Annotated in this window: 13 protein-coding genes and 1 tRNA gene; 9 read left to right on the top strand and 5 right to left on the bottom strand. The window is 45.1% G+C overall.

What is annotated here, in order from left to right; genetic code table 11:
- Positions 1-6 precede the first annotated feature (6 nt).
- Together JT719_RS19465 and JT719_RS19460 are read left to right on the top strand one after the other, a co-directional pair.
- Positions 7-1,392, top strand: a complete 1,386-nt coding sequence (locus JT719_RS19465; RefSeq protein WP_207435400.1) for a PKD domain-containing protein — start codon at positions 7-9, stop codon at positions 1,390-1,392.
- A gap of 66 nt (positions 1,393-1,458) precedes the next feature.
- On the top strand, positions 1,459-3,570 hold the full coding sequence (locus JT719_RS19460) for a family 16 glycosylhydrolase (protein ID WP_207435399.1): 2,112 nt from the start codon (positions 1,459-1,461) through the stop codon (positions 3,568-3,570).
- 47 nt (positions 3,571-3,617) lie between these two features.
- On the opposite strand, the gene JT719_RS19455 is transcribed toward JT719_RS19460, so the two are convergent.
- Together JT719_RS19455 and JT719_RS19450 are read right to left on the bottom strand one after the other, a co-directional pair.
- Positions 3,618-4,043, bottom strand: coding sequence for a hypothetical protein (locus JT719_RS19455; RefSeq protein WP_207435398.1), 426 nt, complete (start codon positions 4,041-4,043; stop codon positions 3,618-3,620).
- A gap of 163 nt (positions 4,044-4,206) precedes the next feature.
- Positions 4,207-4,653 (bottom strand): nuclear transport factor 2 family protein, encoded by a 447-nt coding sequence (locus JT719_RS19450; protein ID WP_242693365.1) that lies wholly within the window; start codon positions 4,651-4,653, stop codon positions 4,207-4,209.
- A gap of 172 nt (positions 4,654-4,825) precedes the next feature.
- Between JT719_RS19450 and JT719_RS19445 the strand changes: the two genes are divergently transcribed.
- On the top strand, positions 4,826-5,569 hold the full coding sequence (locus JT719_RS19445) for an SIMPL domain-containing protein (protein ID WP_207435397.1): 744 nt from the start codon (positions 4,826-4,828) through the stop codon (positions 5,567-5,569).
- Positions 5,570-5,691: 122 nt separating this feature from the next.
- Here the strand turns inward: JT719_RS19445 and JT719_RS19440 are convergent, their stop codons facing one another.
- Positions 5,692-6,378, bottom strand: a complete 687-nt coding sequence (locus JT719_RS19440) for a hypothetical protein (protein WP_207435396.1) — start codon at positions 6,376-6,378, stop codon at positions 5,692-5,694.
- Positions 6,379-6,752: 374 nt separating this feature from the next.
- Entirely contained in the window at positions 6,753-7,892 is a 1,140-nt protein-coding gene (locus tag JT719_RS19435) for a cystathionine gamma-synthase (protein WP_207435395.1), read from the bottom strand.
- A gap of 125 nt (positions 7,893-8,017) precedes the next feature.
- Between JT719_RS19435 and JT719_RS19430 the strand changes: the two genes are divergently transcribed.
- The 3 genes from JT719_RS19430 (at position 8,018) to JT719_RS19420 (ending at position 10,400) form a co-directional block, all read left to right on the top strand.
- Positions 8,018-8,713 carry a TVP38/TMEM64 family protein gene (locus JT719_RS19430; protein WP_207435394.1) on the top strand — a complete coding sequence of 232 codons (696 nt, stop codon included), beginning with the start codon at positions 8,018-8,020 and terminating at the stop codon, positions 8,711-8,713.
- Between the two features lie 81 nt (positions 8,714-8,794).
- Positions 8,795-8,868: transfer RNA gene (locus JT719_RS19425), tRNA-Arg, on the top strand.
- Positions 8,869-9,389: 521 nt separating this feature from the next.
- On the top strand, positions 9,390-10,400 hold the full coding sequence (locus JT719_RS19420; protein ID WP_207435393.1) for a hypothetical protein: 1,011 nt from the start codon (positions 9,390-9,392) through the stop codon (positions 10,398-10,400).
- A gap of 175 nt (positions 10,401-10,575) precedes the next feature.
- Here the strand turns inward: JT719_RS19420 and JT719_RS19415 are convergent, their stop codons facing one another.
- Positions 10,576-13,875, bottom strand: a complete 3,300-nt coding sequence (locus JT719_RS19415; RefSeq protein ID WP_207435392.1) for a T9SS type A sorting domain-containing protein — start codon at positions 13,873-13,875, stop codon at positions 10,576-10,578.
- A 371-nt stretch (positions 13,876-14,246) separates the two neighbouring features.
- On the opposite strand from JT719_RS19415, the gene JT719_RS19410 reads away from it, so the two are divergent.
- The 3 genes from JT719_RS19410 (at position 14,247) to JT719_RS19400 (ending at position 17,547) form a co-directional block, all read left to right on the top strand.
- Entirely contained in the window at positions 14,247-15,095 is an 849-nt protein-coding gene (locus JT719_RS19410; RefSeq protein ID WP_207435391.1) for a DNA/RNA non-specific endonuclease, read from the top strand.
- 179 nt (positions 15,096-15,274) lie between these two features.
- Complete coding sequence (locus JT719_RS19405) at positions 15,275-15,628, top strand: hypothetical protein (RefSeq protein WP_207435390.1); 354 nt, start codon at positions 15,275-15,277, stop codon at positions 15,626-15,628.
- A gap of 179 nt (positions 15,629-15,807) precedes the next feature.
- Positions 15,808-17,547 carry a DGQHR domain-containing protein gene (locus JT719_RS19400; protein WP_207435389.1) on the top strand — a complete coding sequence of 580 codons (1,740 nt, stop codon included), beginning with the start codon at positions 15,808-15,810 and terminating at the stop codon, positions 17,545-17,547.
- Positions 17,548-17,612: the final 65 nt, after the last annotated feature.

Below are 17,612 nucleotides of genomic sequence, written 5' to 3'. Positions count from 1 at the left end.
ATGACCATGAAAAAATACATCCATTATATAACGCTCCTGTTTTTGGCCTCCTTTGTCTGGATTGGCTGCGAACTAGAAGATCCGGAGTTAGGCCTGCCGCCTACTGCAGAACAGGTAACCTTTACCTATACCTATGATGCCAACAACCCTAACATTGTGCATTTCAAGAGCACGGCTCCCGGGTTTAAAGCGCTTTGGGATTTCGGGAACGGAACCAAAGCCGAGGGTACCGAGGTAGACGGCGCGTTCCCGTTACAGGGCAACTACACCGTGAAACTTACCATCTACACGGCTGGAGGGTCTGCCACTAACTCGCAAACCATCACTATTGCGCAAACCAACCCTACCATGCTCAACCGCGAGGACTACAACTTCCTGACCGGCGGGGCAAACCAGCTGGAAGGCAAAACCTGGGTGTTCAGCCCGGTAGGTCCTGTGAACTTTGGTGGGGAGCCTGCCAACGGCGGCAACAACTGGTGGAGCCAGACCTTGGCTGAGCAGAACGATTGTTTCAAAGATGATGAGTACACCTTCTCTCTGGCAGGTTTCAAATTTGAGAACAAGAGCAAAGGCGCCATGTGGGGCATCAACAATGGCGTTGAAAACCAATGCGTTCCCCAACCTGCCACTCCGGTAGCCAGTACCTGGAACCTGTATGAAGAAGATGGCAAAGTGATGCTTTCTGTAAGCAACAGCGAAACCATTGCCTGGGACGACAATGAAGGCGTGTACGAGGTAATGGAGCTGTCTGAAAACAGACTGCACATCAGAAAAGTGTGCTGCGGTGGCGGTGGCGTACGTAACTACGTGCTGGTGCCTAAAGGCTACACTCCGCCGGTAGTTGAGAAGCCCTACAAGTCTGCCAACCTGACTGACAATTTTGACGAAGAGGGCAACTTCACCTGGTCTAAAGACCGTGCCCTGTTCCTGGAAAGCTTTGACAACCCAGCACAGATAGGCATCAACACCTCAGACAAAGTAGCCCGTTACACCAAACCAGCCGGCCAGGCCGATGCGTTTGCCAACGTGTTCATTGACCTGGGCTACCGCATTGACCTAACCACCCGCAACGTGATCAAGCTGAAGGTGTTCATGCCATCCTTCAACGACTACGCGGCCATGGGCGGGGCCGAGGACTGGTCTCCGGTGAAAACCCTGCAGAAACAGGTTTCTGTGAAACTGCAGAACTCCTTGTTGGGCGGAAACGCCTGGACTACCCAGGCCGAGGTTATCCAGAAGGTAACGCAAACAGACCAGTGGGTAGAGCTCACGTTTGACTTCAGCAGCGTAAGCGCGCGCACCGACTTTGACAAGATAGTGGTGCAGATTGGCGGCGAGGCGCACTACAACCCGGGCATCTTCTACATAGACGACTTCCGTCTGATGCCTTAATGTTTCACATCGAAGTAGCCCCAAGACGCCTCGTTTTGGGGCTACTTTTCCTGAATCTTCCTGAAAATGCAGAAACTTTACTATCTGACACTTCTCCTCTGTCTCACCTTAGGGTTTCAGGCAGTGGCTCAGACCAACACGTTCAATGAACTGGTCTGGAGCGACGAATTTGAGGGTGAAGGCGCGATCAACTCAACCTGGTGGGGCTTTGACCTGGGCAACGGCGACAACGGCTGGGGCAACCGCGAGCTGCAATCTTACACAAACAAACTGGACAACGTGCGCCGGTCTGCTGGCAATCTTATCATTGAAGCCAAGAAACAGAACGGCAGCTGGACCTCGGCCCGGGTGAAAACCCAGGGCAAGTTCAGCTTCACGCACGGCCGCATAGAATACCGGGCCAAACTGGCTCCGGGCGTGGGTACCTGGCCAGCCCTCTGGATGCTAGGCGAGAGCATTACAACAAAAGGCTGGCCCGCCTGTGGCGAGATTGACGTGATGGAATACGTAGATAAAAAACCCGGCATTGTGCAGTGTGCCATGCACACGCCTTCCAGCCACGGCAACACCCAGCACGTGGGCTTCACGCCCGTGCCCGATGCCACCACCGCGTTCCACGTGTACGCCGCGGAATGGACCGAGAACGAAATTAAGTTCTTTGTAGACAACAAGCTTTACTACACCTATGCTCCTTCCGTGAAGAACGCCAGCACCTGGCCTTTGAACGATGATTTCTTCATCATCATGAACATTGCGGTGGGCGGAAACATGGGCAGCGAGCCTACCCTTGAAACCGGCGGCCTGAAAAACGGGATTGACCCTAACCTCACCAGCACCCGCATGGAGGTAGACTATGTACGGGTGTACCAGCAGTTCAAGGGCCTGACCCTGACCGGCCCAGCGGTGGTACGGCCATCGGCGCAGAACCTCACGTTCAAAGCCAGCCGCTTGGCCAACGCTACCTACACCTGGACCTTGCCTTCCGGAGCCACCCTTGTGAGCGGACAAAACTCGCCGGAAGTGGTGATCAACTGGGGAAATAAATCAGGGAAAGTGAAAGTGGAGATGCAGCACAACGGCCAGACCTACACCAAGACCATGGACGTGAAAACCAAAATGGTGCCCAACGGCAGCTCCTTCCTGATTGAGGGTTTCACGCCGTTTCCTGGCACTCGGCTTACTCCTTCGGGCGGAACGTTTGAGATGAGCCACCACCAGGATGCGCTCAGAATCAAGTACAACGTGACAGCCCCTGCTAACTTACCCAACGTGGTCTATGAACTGGAAAGCCCCCTGGACATGACGGGGTATCCGGTGCTGGCCGCCTCTGTGAAAACCAAAAACAAAAGCCGAACGGTTGTGTTACGGCTAGACTTAATTGATGCCGCCGGTAAAGTTACCGGCGGCAATCAGGTTTTTAGCCTTTCCCCTTTGATTGATGACGGCGAGTTTTACACCTATTATTTCAACTACCAGCCCCAGTTTGGCACCGGCACCGGCCAGGTAGACCAGACCAACATTGAGAAAATAAGGGTATTGATGAATTACGGGCTGTTTGGCAGTCCGGGCCAGGACTCTGTCTGGCTAGACGACCTCAGGATTTTGCCGGCCCTACCGGCCTCCCCCAACAGAGCCTCACACGTAGCCGCCTCCTTGGCGGCTTCTGGCGTTAAAATAGACTGGCAAGACAATGCCGCCAATGAGCAAGGATTTAACGTGTACAAGGCAAGCCAGAGCCATGGGGAGTATACCCAGATTGCCTCACTCTCTGCCAACACCAGGACTTTTACTGATGCAGCCGGTACCCGCGAGAGTTTCTACAAAATACAAGCCTATAACGCCACCGGCTCCTCTGATTTCTCTAACATCGCCACCGTAGCCGGTGTGATCAACAGCACCCGAGACGAGCTGCTGGCCCAGCAAATAAGCTTCTATCCTAACCCGGCTCCGCAGAAGTTCCTTATTGCGTATCCTGCAGGTTTAAAGGTAAAAGCCGTAAAACTGTTTAACACAGGCGGTCAGGAGCTGCCGTTACTGGTTTCTTTTCACCCGTCAGAGAAAACGACCGTTGAAGTGCAACCAGTCACCGCCCTTCCTTCCGGCCTTTACCTTTGCCAGATCCAGACCCAGGATGGTGTCTTCACCAAACGCATTCTGCTTCAGGGGCAGCCGCTGTAAGGTTTAGGGTATTGTGATCATGCTATGTTCGCCCCATTTTACTGGTTTCAAAATATCCACCTTACTATGGTGACCAGACCTACAACTCCAGAAACTAGGGCGAAAACAAGCCCCGAAATACAGCCTACTTTCATGGCTTTATCACTCCAGGTTTCTTTGGCTGGTTCTGGTACCGTTCGATTCCTTTTTTCAATTGAAGGCTCTATGTATTGAATGAGTGTATGGCTTTCTTCGTCAATCCAGTCTTCTCCATAATTGAGCGGGATAACTGCCTTAGGGTTTTCAAGTATGGTTTCTTCTGTGATTAACGAGGCTTTAAGCAAGCCAACGGCAAATAGTTCAAGCCCTTGTTTGTTGGCATGAATGAAACTTTCGTCATGGCCTTGTACGCTATAGATCCCGAAGTGTGCCTCTTCTTTTGAGTTGGAAGCTTCAAGCTGATGGATGATTCTTTGTAGGTCTTCTTTTTCCAAAGCGGTGTAATTCTAATTGAAAAGTGGTAGGCTAACCCTGGGGAGTTGCGCCACAAGCTAACGTAAAGCATCTTAATTTAAACCCCTTTTGGGCAAAACAAAGCAAAAACGCCAGCATTTACAGCTGGCGTTTTTGCTTCTGGTGCTTTTATCTGAAAGAGAACTACAATTTATAAGACTGCCGGGCCAGCAATTTCCAAGTGTCGCCTTGTTTCTGCCACACCAGCATCACGCCTAACTTTACAATGCCGGGCACGCCGCTGTCGTTGGTCTCACCGGCGAGTTGGTGCCGCACAATGGCCGTGTTGCCGGTGACCTGAATGGTTTGGTTGGTAAGGTTGATAGAGACGAAATCAGATTTACCACTCACAATGGCTTCCACAAAGGCCGCTTTGTCTTCTACTTTTCCGCTAGAGTGGCCGTAGCTCAGGGCATCAGCCACAATCGCTTCTAGGGCTGAGCGCTCACCCGCAATCATGGCTTGCTTTAGTCTATCTACTGCGGCAGCTACCTGCTTTTCATCTTTAGACTGCGCTTGGGCGGTGGTGCCCAGAAAGGTAACCAGCAAAACACTTAGCAGGCTCAGCCATCTGCTCATGTGACGTTTCATTGACTCAGGAGTTTGTGGTACCTAAATGTAGCTATTCTTCTCTTAGTACCCTTCTGCTGGCTTAGAATTTCCTTTTGGGACGATTTCCCCTCACATTTCTTCCTTGTGTTTATGGAAAACCACGCAAACCGGCATCATAGCATCTGACTCTTACCCTTTTTCCTTCTGCCATATGAAAAATTCACTTTTCAGCTCGTTTGCCTCGCTCCAGGTTTGGTTCCTACTTGTCCTGGCCCTACTATCCGCTTGCAGTCCGCAGGCTGCAGCTCCGCCCCGGCAGGTAAAGGTGCTGGGTTTCGGGAGCCTTACCTCCTACCCAGACTTAGCCGAGATCACAGTGGAATCATCCTTCACCAAACCCCGCATGCGAGACGCCGTGCAGGAGATGAAGCTGGTGACCGAGGAGGTACTGGCCCTGTCCAGGCAATTCACATCTAAGCCGGAGGACATCAGAATCAGTAGTGTCTCGGCGAACAAAGAGTACGATTATGTGAAAGACCGGCAGGTATTCATAGGCTACAACACCGCGCAGTCCATCACCATTAAACTCACTAACCTCAAGCGCTTGGAGTCATTCATGGAGGGCCTGCTGAAAACCCGCATCAACCGCATCCAACACATCCGGTACTCCCACACCCAAGCCGACAGCCTACAGCGCCAAGCCGATTTATTGGCGCTAAAAGAAGCCTCAAAAACCGCAGACCAACTGTGCCGCACGTCAAACGTGAGCAGGGGCAAACTGCTGGAAATGGCCAATTACAATTCAAGAGGCAACTCAGTTTTGGCTGATGCGGTGATGACCCAGGAAACCAATATGCGGCTGGAAGCCAAAGGCATAGGAACCACCGGTCTGCGCATGACCCCAGACCTTATTATTTTCAGCAGCACCTGCCACGCCACCTACCAGATAGACTAGCAAAATTGAAGTTAGCCTGCTGAGTGAGATAGTGTTTACAGAACATACTCAACCTATTTTAGGGCAGTTTTACAGAAAACAGCCTCAAATCTGCTCCGGTAAGATGTTGCATTAAGTTCTTTCTACAAAGCGAAAGGAGGCTTGTCGCCGGTTTTCCAGATGGTTTGGGCCAGTTCGTTCAGGGCAAGGCGGGCATCGCGGAAAGCTTCCGCCAGAAGGCCGTACACCTGCGCTAACTCCAGTTGATAGGCCAGTTTATGGCTGGCGGCTGTCTTGAAACTGGACCGTCCTACCGATTCATAAAAGGACGGATCTGGTGCGCCGCGCTGTTGCCGTTTCTCAATCCAAGCGTGGAACATGCCCGAGAGGAACAGCGCATAATTGCCTATGTGGACCCGGATGAGGAAGGCCTCGGCGGCTGAGGCTGTGGACAGCGCTTCCAGCATTTCTACGATGTACTGAAACCGGTGCGGCAGTTTCTCATGGGGCGAGTGCATGCGCTGCACCGTGGAGAATTGCCAGAGCAAGGCTCCTATGTAATCGGCTAGCTCGCGGTCTTCAATCCCTTTCCGCCGCAGCACCGTACGGGCCAGCACATAGAAATACAGCTGTTGGGAGACGCCTACTTGTCCTTCTCTTGAAAGCAGCGCCTTGGGCAAGGCCTCGTGGTCCAGCATCTCGTCGCGGCACTCAGGGTCACTGAGCAGTTCCACCAGACTCACTCGCTGGCTGTTCTGACGGGACAACACGCTGGCCACAAACTCAAAATCGGTGGCGGTGAATTGGGCTCGGCAATTGGCTAATACCATCGTTCACGCTCCTTTCCATTGGGTAACTGAATATACAAAATTGAATTTTGATAAGCACCGAAGTCCTTATCTATTTCCCTATAAAAAACGATGCAGGATTTTAGAAAGTTATGCCTTCCGGAGTTGTGGCTCCCGTTCTAGGGCTCTTTTCCGTAAATCAGCCCCGAAACAGAAAGCCCGCCAAGCATATGAGCGGCTGCCTTCTGATTTCCCTCCCTTTCCAGAAAAACGCCTCCAAAACAGGAACTGACATCCGCCCGGCGAAAAAAAAGAGCCTGCCCGGCACTTCACCAGACAGGCTCTTTTCTCTATTTACAGGAATTCAGGTACCCAAATTCATTCACTCACTCAATCATTCAATCACTCATTCAAAATTAGCCAATGGCTTGCTCCAAATCAGCGATGAGGTCTTCCACGTCTTCGATGCCCACGCTGAGGCGGATAAGCGAATCAGACAGGCCGCCTTTCAGGCGCTCCACCTGCGGGATGCTGGCGTGCGTCATGGTGGCCGGGTGTCCGCAGAGCGATTCTACCCCACCCAATGACTCGGCCAAGGCGAAGTAATGCAGTTTCTCCAGTACCTGGATGGCAGGCTGGATCTGGTCGTCTTTCAACTCAAACGAGATCATACCCCCGAAGTCGCGCATCTGCTCCAGCGCAATGTGGTGATTTGGATGACTCTCGAAACCAGGCCAGTACACTTTTCCTACCTTGGGATGCTCTTTCAGGTACTCGGCAATCTTACGGCCGTTCTCGCAGTGGCGCTGCATGCGCACGTGCAGCGTTTTGAGGCCGCGCAGCACCAGGAAGCAGTCCTGTGGTCCGGGCGTACCGCCGCAGGCATTCTGGATAAACGCCAGGCGTTGGGCCAGTTCATCGTCTTTCACCACAATGGCACCCATTACCACGTCTGAGTGACCGGCCATGTACTTGGTGAGCGAGTGCATCACAATGTTGGCACCCAGATCCAGGGGCGTTTGCAGATACGGGGTAGAAAACGTGTTATCCACCACCAGCGTGAGGTTATGGCGTTGGCAGATCTCGGCGGCGCCTTTTATGTCAATGATGTTCAGGAGCGGGTTGGTAGGCGTTTCTACCCACACCATTTTGGTATTGGCGGTGATGTATTGCTCAATGGTGCTGATATCGCCCATGGGCACGAAGGTGAACTTGATGCCGTAGTCCTGGAACACTTTGGTGAAGATGCGGTACGTGCCGCCGTACAGGTCATTGGTGGAGATCACCTCGTCGCCAGGCTTCAGGAGTTTGATGATGCAGTCGGTAGCGGCCATGCCGGAGGCGAAGCAAAGTCCGTGCACCCCGTTCTCCAGGGCCGCGATGGCGCTTTGCAGGGCACTGCGGGTTGGGTTGTGCGTGCGGGAGTATTCATAACCGTTGTGATCCCCGGGCGAGCGCTGCACGTAGGTTGAGGTCTGGTAAATGGGCGTCATGATGGCGCCGGTGGTTGGATCTGGCGCTACGCCAGCGTGTATGGTCTTGGTTCCGAATTTCATAGCTTCTTATACGGTAGTAGCGGCGCAAGTTAGAGAAATTGCCTTCAAGTTGCCAACCCAGCACCAAGACAGCCTTGAAGGCGTTTTCCGCGTACTTTCCCCAAAATACCCGATATTCGGCGCTTATGTGGAAGAAACTCCTTAAACAAAATACCGGCACGCTCCTTTACTCGCTTCTGTTGGTGGTCATTCCGGTGCTGGCCAGTTCCGGTTTGGCGCTGTGGCTGTACCACAACCAGGATCTGTTGCAGTCGCTTAGTCCGGGGCAGCAGCTTCTGTACTTCCTAGCGGTGTCCCTCACCATGGCCTTCGCTATTACGCCTACCACGTTTGTGGCCTTGGCTACTGGCTTCTTCTTCGGGTGGAGCGCTTTTCCGGGCGTGGTGATTTCCTATGGCGCGGCCGCCCTCATTGGCTACGGCATGGCCCGCCTCATTGACCACGGCAAGCTGACCACTTTCCTGCACCAGTTCCCCAAAGCCGAAGGGGTGATGAATGAGCTGCGGGAACATAGCTGGAGCCTGATCATTCTTACCCGCATCTCGCCGGTGCTGCCTTTTGCGTTCATGACCTTTGTGTTGTCCCTGGTGCAAGTGCCCCGGGGTAGATTCTTACTGGCCAGCATGGCCGGTATGTTGCCCCGCACGCTGTTCTTTTTTTGGGTGGGCACCCAAGCCCAGGACCTGTTAGCCCTCCTGAAAGACCCCAATGCGGGCACCTCTGGCAAGCTTTTGCTGGGCGTTTTGGTGGTGATTTCCCTGGGAGGCCTCTATTTCTTACTTAACCGAGCAATTAAAAAAGCCTTAGCCAGAGGCATATAGCATTTTTTTAAAGATTTTTTCAGGCGAGTACTTGCGCAATTCAAACCGAGTATCTACCTTTGCAACACTAAATCAAACGATGGTCACGTAGCTCAACTGGATAGAGCATCTGACTACGAATCAGAAGGTTTGGGGTTCGACTCCCTACGCGACCACAGCAAGTAAATGAAAGCCCTTAAGAATCAACTTCTTAGGGGCTTTTTCTTTTTATAGGTTAAACATAGGTAAAACAAACAGACTTGCTTCAAACCTAGGAGGTTCACAGGTAAGTTAAGGTTGTATAATGATCAAGCATAACTTGAAATAGTAAACTGATTCTAGTTACCCCCTCTGAGATTCGATTTAAATTCTTTAGAAATGAAATAGATAGAATTACTCAATTAGTTCTAGATTTCATTAATTCCTCCTGGCAATTAATACAAGCTTCAAACCTCTGTCCTTTACCCAACTTAATCTTACCTTAAAGATAATCGGCTGCCAGAAGGATTCCTTTTCCTGAATAGAGTTTAAATAGAAAAAAGCATATATTTATGAAATAAAGATTCACGGATGACTTATGCAAGGTTTGCAATTGTATTCTGAGCCCTTTTATTCCTTGGCCTAGGTTATTATATTAAATAATCAGACAGTATAACACTCTAAATTCTTAAATACCAATCCATACTAAACCCAGATCATGAGTAGAGTACATTATTTTCAGAGGTACACCAGTAGAGAGAACTGGATCACTAATTCAACACTTTTACTTTTATCAAGGCTTTATCACTACAATAGGCTGAAGTTTGAGACAGTAATGAATGCTATACTAATTGATAGCAATTTATCACTCAATATAGGAGTAGATTTTACCCAGCAAGAATGGGGTAAAGGAAGTGTTGTTGACGGTGTGATCTCCCAAGATAGTTTTAAAGTTGCCATTGAGACTAAGCTATATGACAACTTCTCCCATGATCAGCTTGTACGGCATTTAGAATCATTGAAGGGTAATCACTCTCAAAAGGTCCTTTTAGCTCTGTCGAAGAGTAAGGTTGATCACTCAACAAGAGAAAAGGTACTAAATGCCCTTAAGAATGAAAAGTACAAGGATATTAAGTTTGCGAGCACAACCTATGAAGACCTTTACCAAATCATTCTATCAAATTTATCTGAGTTTGATCTGGATATGCTTGAAGTCCTAAACGACTACTTTTCCCTTTGCCATGAAGAAGGATTAACGAATACCAAAAACAGGACATTGCTTGTTTTTACTGCTGGCGAGTCATTGCAGGAGAACCTGAAGTATGGAATCTACTATGACCCTGTCTTAAGAAACCACAACTCTCCATTTAAATACCTTGGCCTTTATAACAATAAGGCTATCAGAGCCATAGGGGAAGTAACTAAGATAGTTCCTTGTGATTACATTGACGGTAAACTTGTAGGCACCCAAGGCTATGACATAAATAAACTTTCCACTAATGAATACAATAGAATAAAAGAAACCATTGAAAACACCAGTTATTATGATTTGAAACTGGGCATTAAATTCTTCTTAGTGGATAAATTCTACAAGACTAATTCACCTAAAGCTTCATTCGGTGGAATTAGGGCAAAGAAATATTTCTGGCTGAATGAAACAGAAGGTTTTAAAGAAGGCATGACTGCTGAAGAATTGGCTAAACTCTTTGATAAAAAATCCTGGGGGTAAAAAAGTCTACAACTTTATCAAACCTAAATAAATATGAAAAGGAGGCTTCACTGGCCTCCTTTTTTATTGTTCATTTATTTGAGCCGCCATGCCCAACATTATTATGATAAATTAAGAACCTAACAGATCATCTGAAATCCAGTGACGATATAATTACATTTCATTAAGCTATCTGTTATTGCTTTATCAACTTAGAGTCAAAAGTAAACTTCCCATCTAAAGTCACTCGAAGAAGGTAAACCCCAGGTTTAAACTTCGACAAATGCTCTAATTTAATTTCATTATCAATATTATCTGGAATCTCCATCTTGTACATCTCTCGGCCATTCATATCAAACAACCATAATTGCACACCCTTACCTTTTTTAAATGAATTTAGACGAAGAGTTAGACTAGACCGGAAAGGATTTGGAGACACAGAAACTATCTGTTTGGCAGGTTCATCTTTCCTGTTCACAGCAATTGTTTTACTGTATTCGAACTTACCATCAAAATCCAGTTGCTTTATCCGGTAATATAACGTAGAAACTCTCTGAGGTAAATCTTTGTCAGTAAATTCATAGCGTTGTACTTGGCTACTATTTCCTTTCGCCCTCACCTCTCCGATTTCCAAAAATATTTTCCCATCCGAGGAACGCTCCACTTTAAAAAAGTCTGAGTTCGTTTCAGATGCAGTTGACCAAGAAAGTTGATTACCCTCCTCCTTAGCCTTACCATCAAAGGACAGCCAAGTAACGGGCAAAGGGGAAGTAAGCGGCTGATTGTACTTGACGGTTAATATATCATAGCCGGTCGTACTTGACTCAGTTACCCCTGTGACATAAACCTTACCGCCATCATCTACTCCCACGGCAACCCCCCACTTATCCAAATATATCCCATCGCTTACGTCTGTAGCAACCCATTCCTCCTTCCCAGAGTTCGAGTACTTTACTGATACAAATCCCCCTATTTGCCCATAGTTCCTTTTGATGCCGCCGACAACGTACACACTTCCTTCTTTATCGATAGTAAGTGTGTTGGTACTAATATAGAATTGGTTCTTGTACGCTTCATAATTTTTTACCCAAACTTGGTTACCGGCTGGAGTATACTTGATTGTTGTGTAACTGTTCCCATCGGGAGAGTTTACCCCTCCCTCAAGGTAAGTAGTTCCAGTAATAAATATATTGCCTTCAACATCTAGACCCAAAGCCCTTACAACATCCGAACCCAAGCTTGAACCTCCGAAGGTTCTAGCCCAAAGCTGATCGCCTTGTGGACTGTATTTCAAAGTGATAAAATCTGAATTTCCACCTGCATGGGAAGTCGAACCAGCTAGAATAATATTACCCGCCTGATCCGTGGAAACGTTGGTTGCATCATCGGTCCCATTACCTTCCCCGTTGTACTCTTTCACCCAAAGCGGCTCACCATCGGCACTATATTTTAATGTAAGTATGTCTGCCGTGGTAGAGCCACCAACAAGTCCAACACACATCCCAGCAACAATAATGTTGCCGTTAGAGTCCAATGATATGCTTGATCCTTTATCATGTGAATTTCCTGTGCCGTTATAAAGCTTTGACCATTGCAGGTTCCCCGCGGCATCGTACTTTAAGGTTATGCAGTCGGGATTATCCTGGCTACTAGAGCTTTGCCCTGTTATTATCACGTTGCCGGAAGCATCTGTGACAACGGCGGCGGGCCTATTGTAATTATCTCCTTCTAGAAGTCCTTTGAATTGCCTAACCCAGACTTCCCTTCCGTCCTGGTCATACTTGATTGTTGTTATGGCACGAGCTGAAATGTCATCCCCAAAATAACTCTGGCCCGTAACAATCACATTCCCTAGATAGTCCACAGTCATCGCGAATGGCCGTTCATCACCATTTTTTGAGCCATCATACCTTCTAACCCACTTCTCCTCTCCCAAGGGGCTGTACTTAATTGTAACTATGTCCGTATTCCCATCAAAGTCTATAATTGATGTTCCGGTGAGGTAAACGTCTCCCTTTCTGTCAACCCTCATTGCAGTTACACCGTCAGAAGCATTCCCTACAGGATTATTATAACGGTATTCTCCAATCTTGTCCCCAAAAGAAGTGTATTTGATAATTCCAAAGTCTAGCCCAGTGGATGATGAATAAAAATTTCCCCCGACCAGCACATTGCCTAACTTGTCCATCGAGATGCCTGCTTGGTAATCATGGTCAATGCCACTAGTCCTCCTTACCCAGATCATATCCCCATAAGGACTATATTTCAAAGTTGCAATATCAGTTTTGGATGGTTCCCCCGGTATCCCCAAATTTCCAACTACGAATACATCTCCGAATTCATCTGTAATTACTTTCTTCCCGGAGTTGTTTCCCATCATATTCTCCGAATATGTCCGTATCCACATTTCCTCTCCATCTGAGTTGTACTTGACTACCCCGATATCATAGTTTGTGCCATTCTCTCCATAGCTGCTGTTCCAATGGTTCCCTGTGAGGTAAAGGCTGCCATCGTAGCTTACAGAGAAGGAACTGGGTGCCAAATCCCCGGAATAGTCTTTATCCCATTGCAACTGACCCTCATTATTGAATTTGAATAATCTGTATGATGAGTATGAATAGGAATCAAACAAGTAAATATTTCCTTGCCCATCTAAATCCATGTCTCTTACGGAGGCACCCGCTAATTCTGTATGCCATAATTCGTCTCCGGAGTTGTTTAACTTAGCCACATAAAGGACATCCCCCGCGTTAGTAGTCTCATACCCAGACAAATAAATATTATTTTCGGGGTCGGTTTTTATGCTCCCTAGGGAAAAGGGCTTGGTGCTGTCTTTTGCCAAATAGGTTTTAACCCACTGCTCTTCCCCCCAGAAATTATACTTAATAAGAACTATCCCATTGTCGTAGCCTCCCACCACATAGATATTTCCGGACTGATCGCTTATGACCTTCATTCCGTAAGTATTAATATCCGTACTCGGTCGGTAGGATCTAGTCCAGTACAACTCCCCAGAGGGAGAATACTTAGAGGTATATAGTTCATGGGGATTTGTGTAATATCCTTTTAGCGTATTATTTCTTGTACCCGTCACATTGATGTACCCCCAACTGTCCATAGTTATGGATATAAACCCATCCGCTATTTTTTCTGAACCGTCATACTCCTGAGCCCACAACTTTTGACCATTCAAACCCAATTTTACCAGTACTGCGTCATAGCTTTCGTGAGTCCTTAACGCTTTCATCGACAAACCAGACATGTAAATATTGCCCTCGCCATCTGAAACAATCTCCCCGTTGAAATTATCATTCCCTCCTACTAGGGATGTATTGAAACGCTTTCTCCATTCCACACTTACGTCTTGGGTTTGGGCAACCAGAGGAAAGAAAGAAACCAACAGAAAAAGAAATGCCTTCAAGGCTATGCTTAGATTCGTCCTGAGGGAATATTGTATAAGAAGATAGAATGGTTTCTTTAAACAATTGATTAACATAAGACTATTCAATGTTGAAGAAAATTTAAGAGTAATAATTTAGATAAAGACCATTGATAGAGTTCAATGAAAAAGCTAATATAGTACAAATAATATTCTCTTTCAGAAGCAACAACACCTGTTTTAAGATAGTAAATGATACTTTCTCTTACCTTATCATTGCTTTTTAGTACTAATCTGGATGTTAAGAGCTTATAGTAACATTCAAAAAGTGTTGGCCTAATTGCTCCTTTTAGCTTTGCAAAATCAATTGCACTTGCCTTTACGAACCTTTCTTCACCATTCTTTAATGATTCAGCATTAAACTTTCTAAGTAAACGTAATACAGTGGATCAACTTTAAAATTTCCCAGGATCCATAAACACCATTTAATGAAAAAACATATCCGTTATTTGTTCCTTCTAATCTTTGTCATAGGTTGTAAGGAAACTGAAGTGATCCCTGACAAAAGTCCAGATCTAATCGCTAATGAGCACCTAGTATTAGGCAACCCAAGCAACGCTACCACAGACATAAACAACTCCAACAACTACTTAATGGAGAAACCTCAGTATGCCCTCTCATACAGCAGGGACAGGGGAACCCCAAACTGGGTAAGTTGGCACCTTACACAAGATTGGATAGGCAGTGCGCCTAGACAGGATGATTTCAGAGCCGACAATACTTTACCCTCTAGTTGGTATAAGGTAAGCCCAAATAGTTACTCAGGAAGTGGCTTTGACAGAGGACACAATACTCCATCTGCTGATAGGACAAGAACAATTGAGGATAACTCTGCCACCTTCCTTATGACGAACATGATTCCACAGGCTCCAAACAACAATCAACAATCCTGGGCTAACCTGGAGGATTACACGCGTGATTTAGTTAAGGCAGGTAATGAAGTCTATGTAATCATGGGAAGCTATGGGGTTGGAGGTATTGGCAGCAATGGCGCTAAAACCACTTTGGACAATGGTAGAGTCACTGTACCTAGTCAGATATGGAAGGTGATAGTGGTCTTAACGGAAGGTGAAGATGATTTGAATAGAATAACAACCAGTACAAGGGTTATCGCAGTAAACACCCCCAATACAAACTCAATTAATTCTTCTTGGGGAAGCTATAGGACAACAGTGGATACAATAGAAGCAGCCACAGGATATGATCTTCTTTCAGTACTCCCAGATGATCTTGAAGCATCATTGGAAGATAAGATTGATGCTGGTCCTACTCAATAAAGCATAATTTGTACTAATAACGCTGCTTGGGGTAACAATAAGGAGTAATACAAGGATGTATAATCACTCTTATGTGAACCTCTAGCTGTAAACAGGTATCTTTGCAAATCTTATCAATCCATCCTGATAGGACTATAAGAAATACTTCTTTCTAAACCTAAGTAAGCTTCGCAAATATAATGTCAGAACAAATTATAGATTCCAAGTTACAAGAAAAGCTTGACTATTGTCAACAATGCCATTTGCATAAAGATGAATGCAAATGCGAAGCAACATACAAAGTAACTCAACATGTACAGAATTCTTCTAATCATTCTAGCATAGACATTATGATTAGCAACTGGACAATTCTGACAAAGGGTATAGAGAAAACAGCACAGAACATTGTTGTAAAAAACATTGGAAAAGCTAATATCATAAAAGACACAACTTACCTTAACAGAGTAAGGAGAGAGTTGAAATTGGGAAACGAAGTCTTTGAAGTAGTCAAACTAGAGCTAATAAAAAAGATAGGAGAATCTAATGCTTCTTAGATAGTCATTGAAGCTTAACATTCTTGCAGTTTAACAAAAATCAAAACCCCCAAATATGCACATACAATAATATTCCATATATTGCAACCTTTATTAATCTTAATCAATTAAGTCTCTTTCTTTTATTAAAGAACTAGCTATATACACAGCAATAGTTTGATTAATAACTTTTTACCAAAATGATAAAAGGAATTATTTCGAAAAAACCGAAGACAAAAAAGAAACCTTTAACTGCTGAAGAGAAAAAAAGAAAAGCAGCTGAGGCAAAACTAAAGAAAGAGCAAAAAAAATATATAAATCAAATTAGAAGCATATTCTCTGATGCAGGATTTAGTAGAATAAATTCCGATGACATTGAAATCAATTTCAAGGGTAGAAGTGGAGAAATTGACGATCTATTTCTATATGAAAATGTTCTAATTGTATGCGAACAAACTAATGGGAAGAAGGTAGGCAAACACCTAATGAACAAACTTTATCTGTACAATGAAATCGTAGACAACAATTCAGATTTTATTGATTTGGTTGAAACAACATATAAAGAATTTAAATCAATTAAGAATACCAGCTACACGAATGAGCACTATAAAGTCATTGTTCTTTATTGTTCAAAGAATAGCATTCCTGAAGAACATAAAAAATTATTATCAAATAAAATCAAATTTTTAGAATATCACATTCTACATTATTTACTAGCAATAACTAGCACAATCAAATTGTCTTCTAGATTTGAAGTCCTTAATTTCTTAGGACTTAACTACAATGAAATTGGAGAAAACATTTTGACAGCAAGCTTAAGCTCAGGAAATGAATACCCTGGCACTATTCTTCCAGAATCGCATAGTTCCTTTAGCAAAGGTTATAAGGTAGTAACTTTTTACATTGATCCCGAAGCTCTTATTAGCAGAGCTTATGTTTTACGGAAAGATGGATGGGTAGATGGAGGAGTTTTGTATCAAAGGGCTCTTGATAAGAAGAAAGTAACTTCGATGAGAAACTACCTAAATGAAGAAAAAAGGGTTTTCGTTAATAATGTAATAGCAACCTTTTCAGAGGACACAAGATTTGTAGGTGCAGATAGGAAAACAATCGAAGTAGATAAAATCACAAAAACATCTCCAGTTTTAATATCATTACCTAATACTTTTAATTCTATCTGCATAATTGATGGTCAACACAGGCTTTATGCATACCATGAGAGAGAAGATAGTTTAGAAAGCGAAATTAAAAGTTTAAGAAAAAGACAGAATTTACTAGTAACAGCAATTTACTACCCACAAGGCACCACACAAAAAGAAAGAGCTAAGTTTGAAGCCAAACTTTTTCTTGAAATTAATGACAAACAAACTAAGACTAAGCCTGATCTAAGGCAAGCCATTGAGCTCATAACAGACCCATATTCAGGAACTGCTATAGCAAAAGAGTTAATCAATAGGTTTGCAAAATCAGGGCCTCTTGAAAATCTAATTGAATTATATTCATACGACAAAGGTAAGGTTAAAACCGCTTCAATTGTTTCATATGGCCTCAAACCATTAGTAAAATTTAGCGGTAGTGATAGTTTATACTCCGTTTGGACTAACCCTAACAAAACAAAATTACTAGATAGATCAGATGATAATGTCTTAACCGAGTATATAGATTATTGTGCGACAGAGATTAACAAAATTTTTGCGGCATTCAGAAAAGCGATCGATAAGGAAAGATGGAAAACTAACGGAGACGGAGTAGTTAAAATAACTGTTATAAACGGCTTTATAGCGGCTTTAAAAAGTTTAATAGAAAACAATAAATTGGATGACATAACAAATTATGCCAATAAATTAAAAGGAATTAATTCATTCAAATTTGAAAATTACAAATCAAGCCATTGGGCGGAACTTGGCAATGACCTTTATGATCAGTATTTCTCAAAGTAATTATATCCTAAACTCTAACTAGGCATTGCAATACTTATTATCAATACATTACTTCTGTAAAAGAA

Origin of the sequence: Sabulibacter ruber (assembly GCF_017355955.1) — a bacterium.
Classification (GTDB): domain Bacteria; phylum Bacteroidota; class Bacteroidia; order Cytophagales; family Hymenobacteraceae; genus Nibribacter; species Nibribacter ruber_A.
The sequence above is the reverse complement of the archived record's forward strand: the minus strand, read 5'-3'. Positions and strand labels throughout refer to the sequence as shown.

Excerpts from the sequence above, each read along its gene's own strand:
- JT719_RS19465 (WP_207435400.1), top strand. The coding sequence starts at position 7 with ATGAAAAAATACATCCATTATATAACGCTCCTGTTTTTGGCCTCCTTT.
- JT719_RS19460 (WP_207435399.1), top strand. The coding sequence starts at position 1,459 with ATGCAGAAACTTTACTATCTGACACTTCTCCTCTGTCTCACCTTAGGG.
- JT719_RS19450 (WP_242693365.1), bottom strand. The coding sequence starts at position 4,653 with ATGAAACGTCACATGAGCAGATGGCTGAGCCTGCTAAGTGTTTTGCTG.
- JT719_RS19445 (WP_207435397.1), top strand. The coding sequence starts at position 4,826 with ATGAAAAATTCACTTTTCAGCTCGTTTGCCTCGCTCCAGGTTTGGTTC.
- JT719_RS19440 (WP_207435396.1), bottom strand. The coding sequence starts at position 6,378 with ATGGTATTAGCCAATTGCCGAGCCCAATTCACCGCCACCGATTTTGAG.
- JT719_RS19435 (WP_207435395.1), bottom strand. The coding sequence starts at position 7,892 with ATGAAATTCGGAACCAAGACCATACACGCTGGCGTAGCGCCAGATCCA.
- JT719_RS19430 (WP_207435394.1), top strand. The coding sequence starts at position 8,018 with ATGTGGAAGAAACTCCTTAAACAAAATACCGGCACGCTCCTTTACTCG.
- JT719_RS19420 (WP_207435393.1), top strand. The coding sequence starts at position 9,390 with ATGAGTAGAGTACATTATTTTCAGAGGTACACCAGTAGAGAGAACTGG.
- JT719_RS19415 (WP_207435392.1), bottom strand. The coding sequence starts at position 13,875 with ATGTTAATCAATTGTTTAAAGAAACCATTCTATCTTCTTATACAATAT.
- JT719_RS19410 (WP_207435391.1), top strand. The coding sequence starts at position 14,247 with ATGAAAAAACATATCCGTTATTTGTTCCTTCTAATCTTTGTCATAGGT.
- JT719_RS19405 (WP_207435390.1), top strand. The coding sequence starts at position 15,275 with ATGTCAGAACAAATTATAGATTCCAAGTTACAAGAAAAGCTTGACTAT.
- JT719_RS19400 (WP_207435389.1), top strand. The coding sequence starts at position 15,808 with ATGATAAAAGGAATTATTTCGAAAAAACCGAAGACAAAAAAGAAACCT.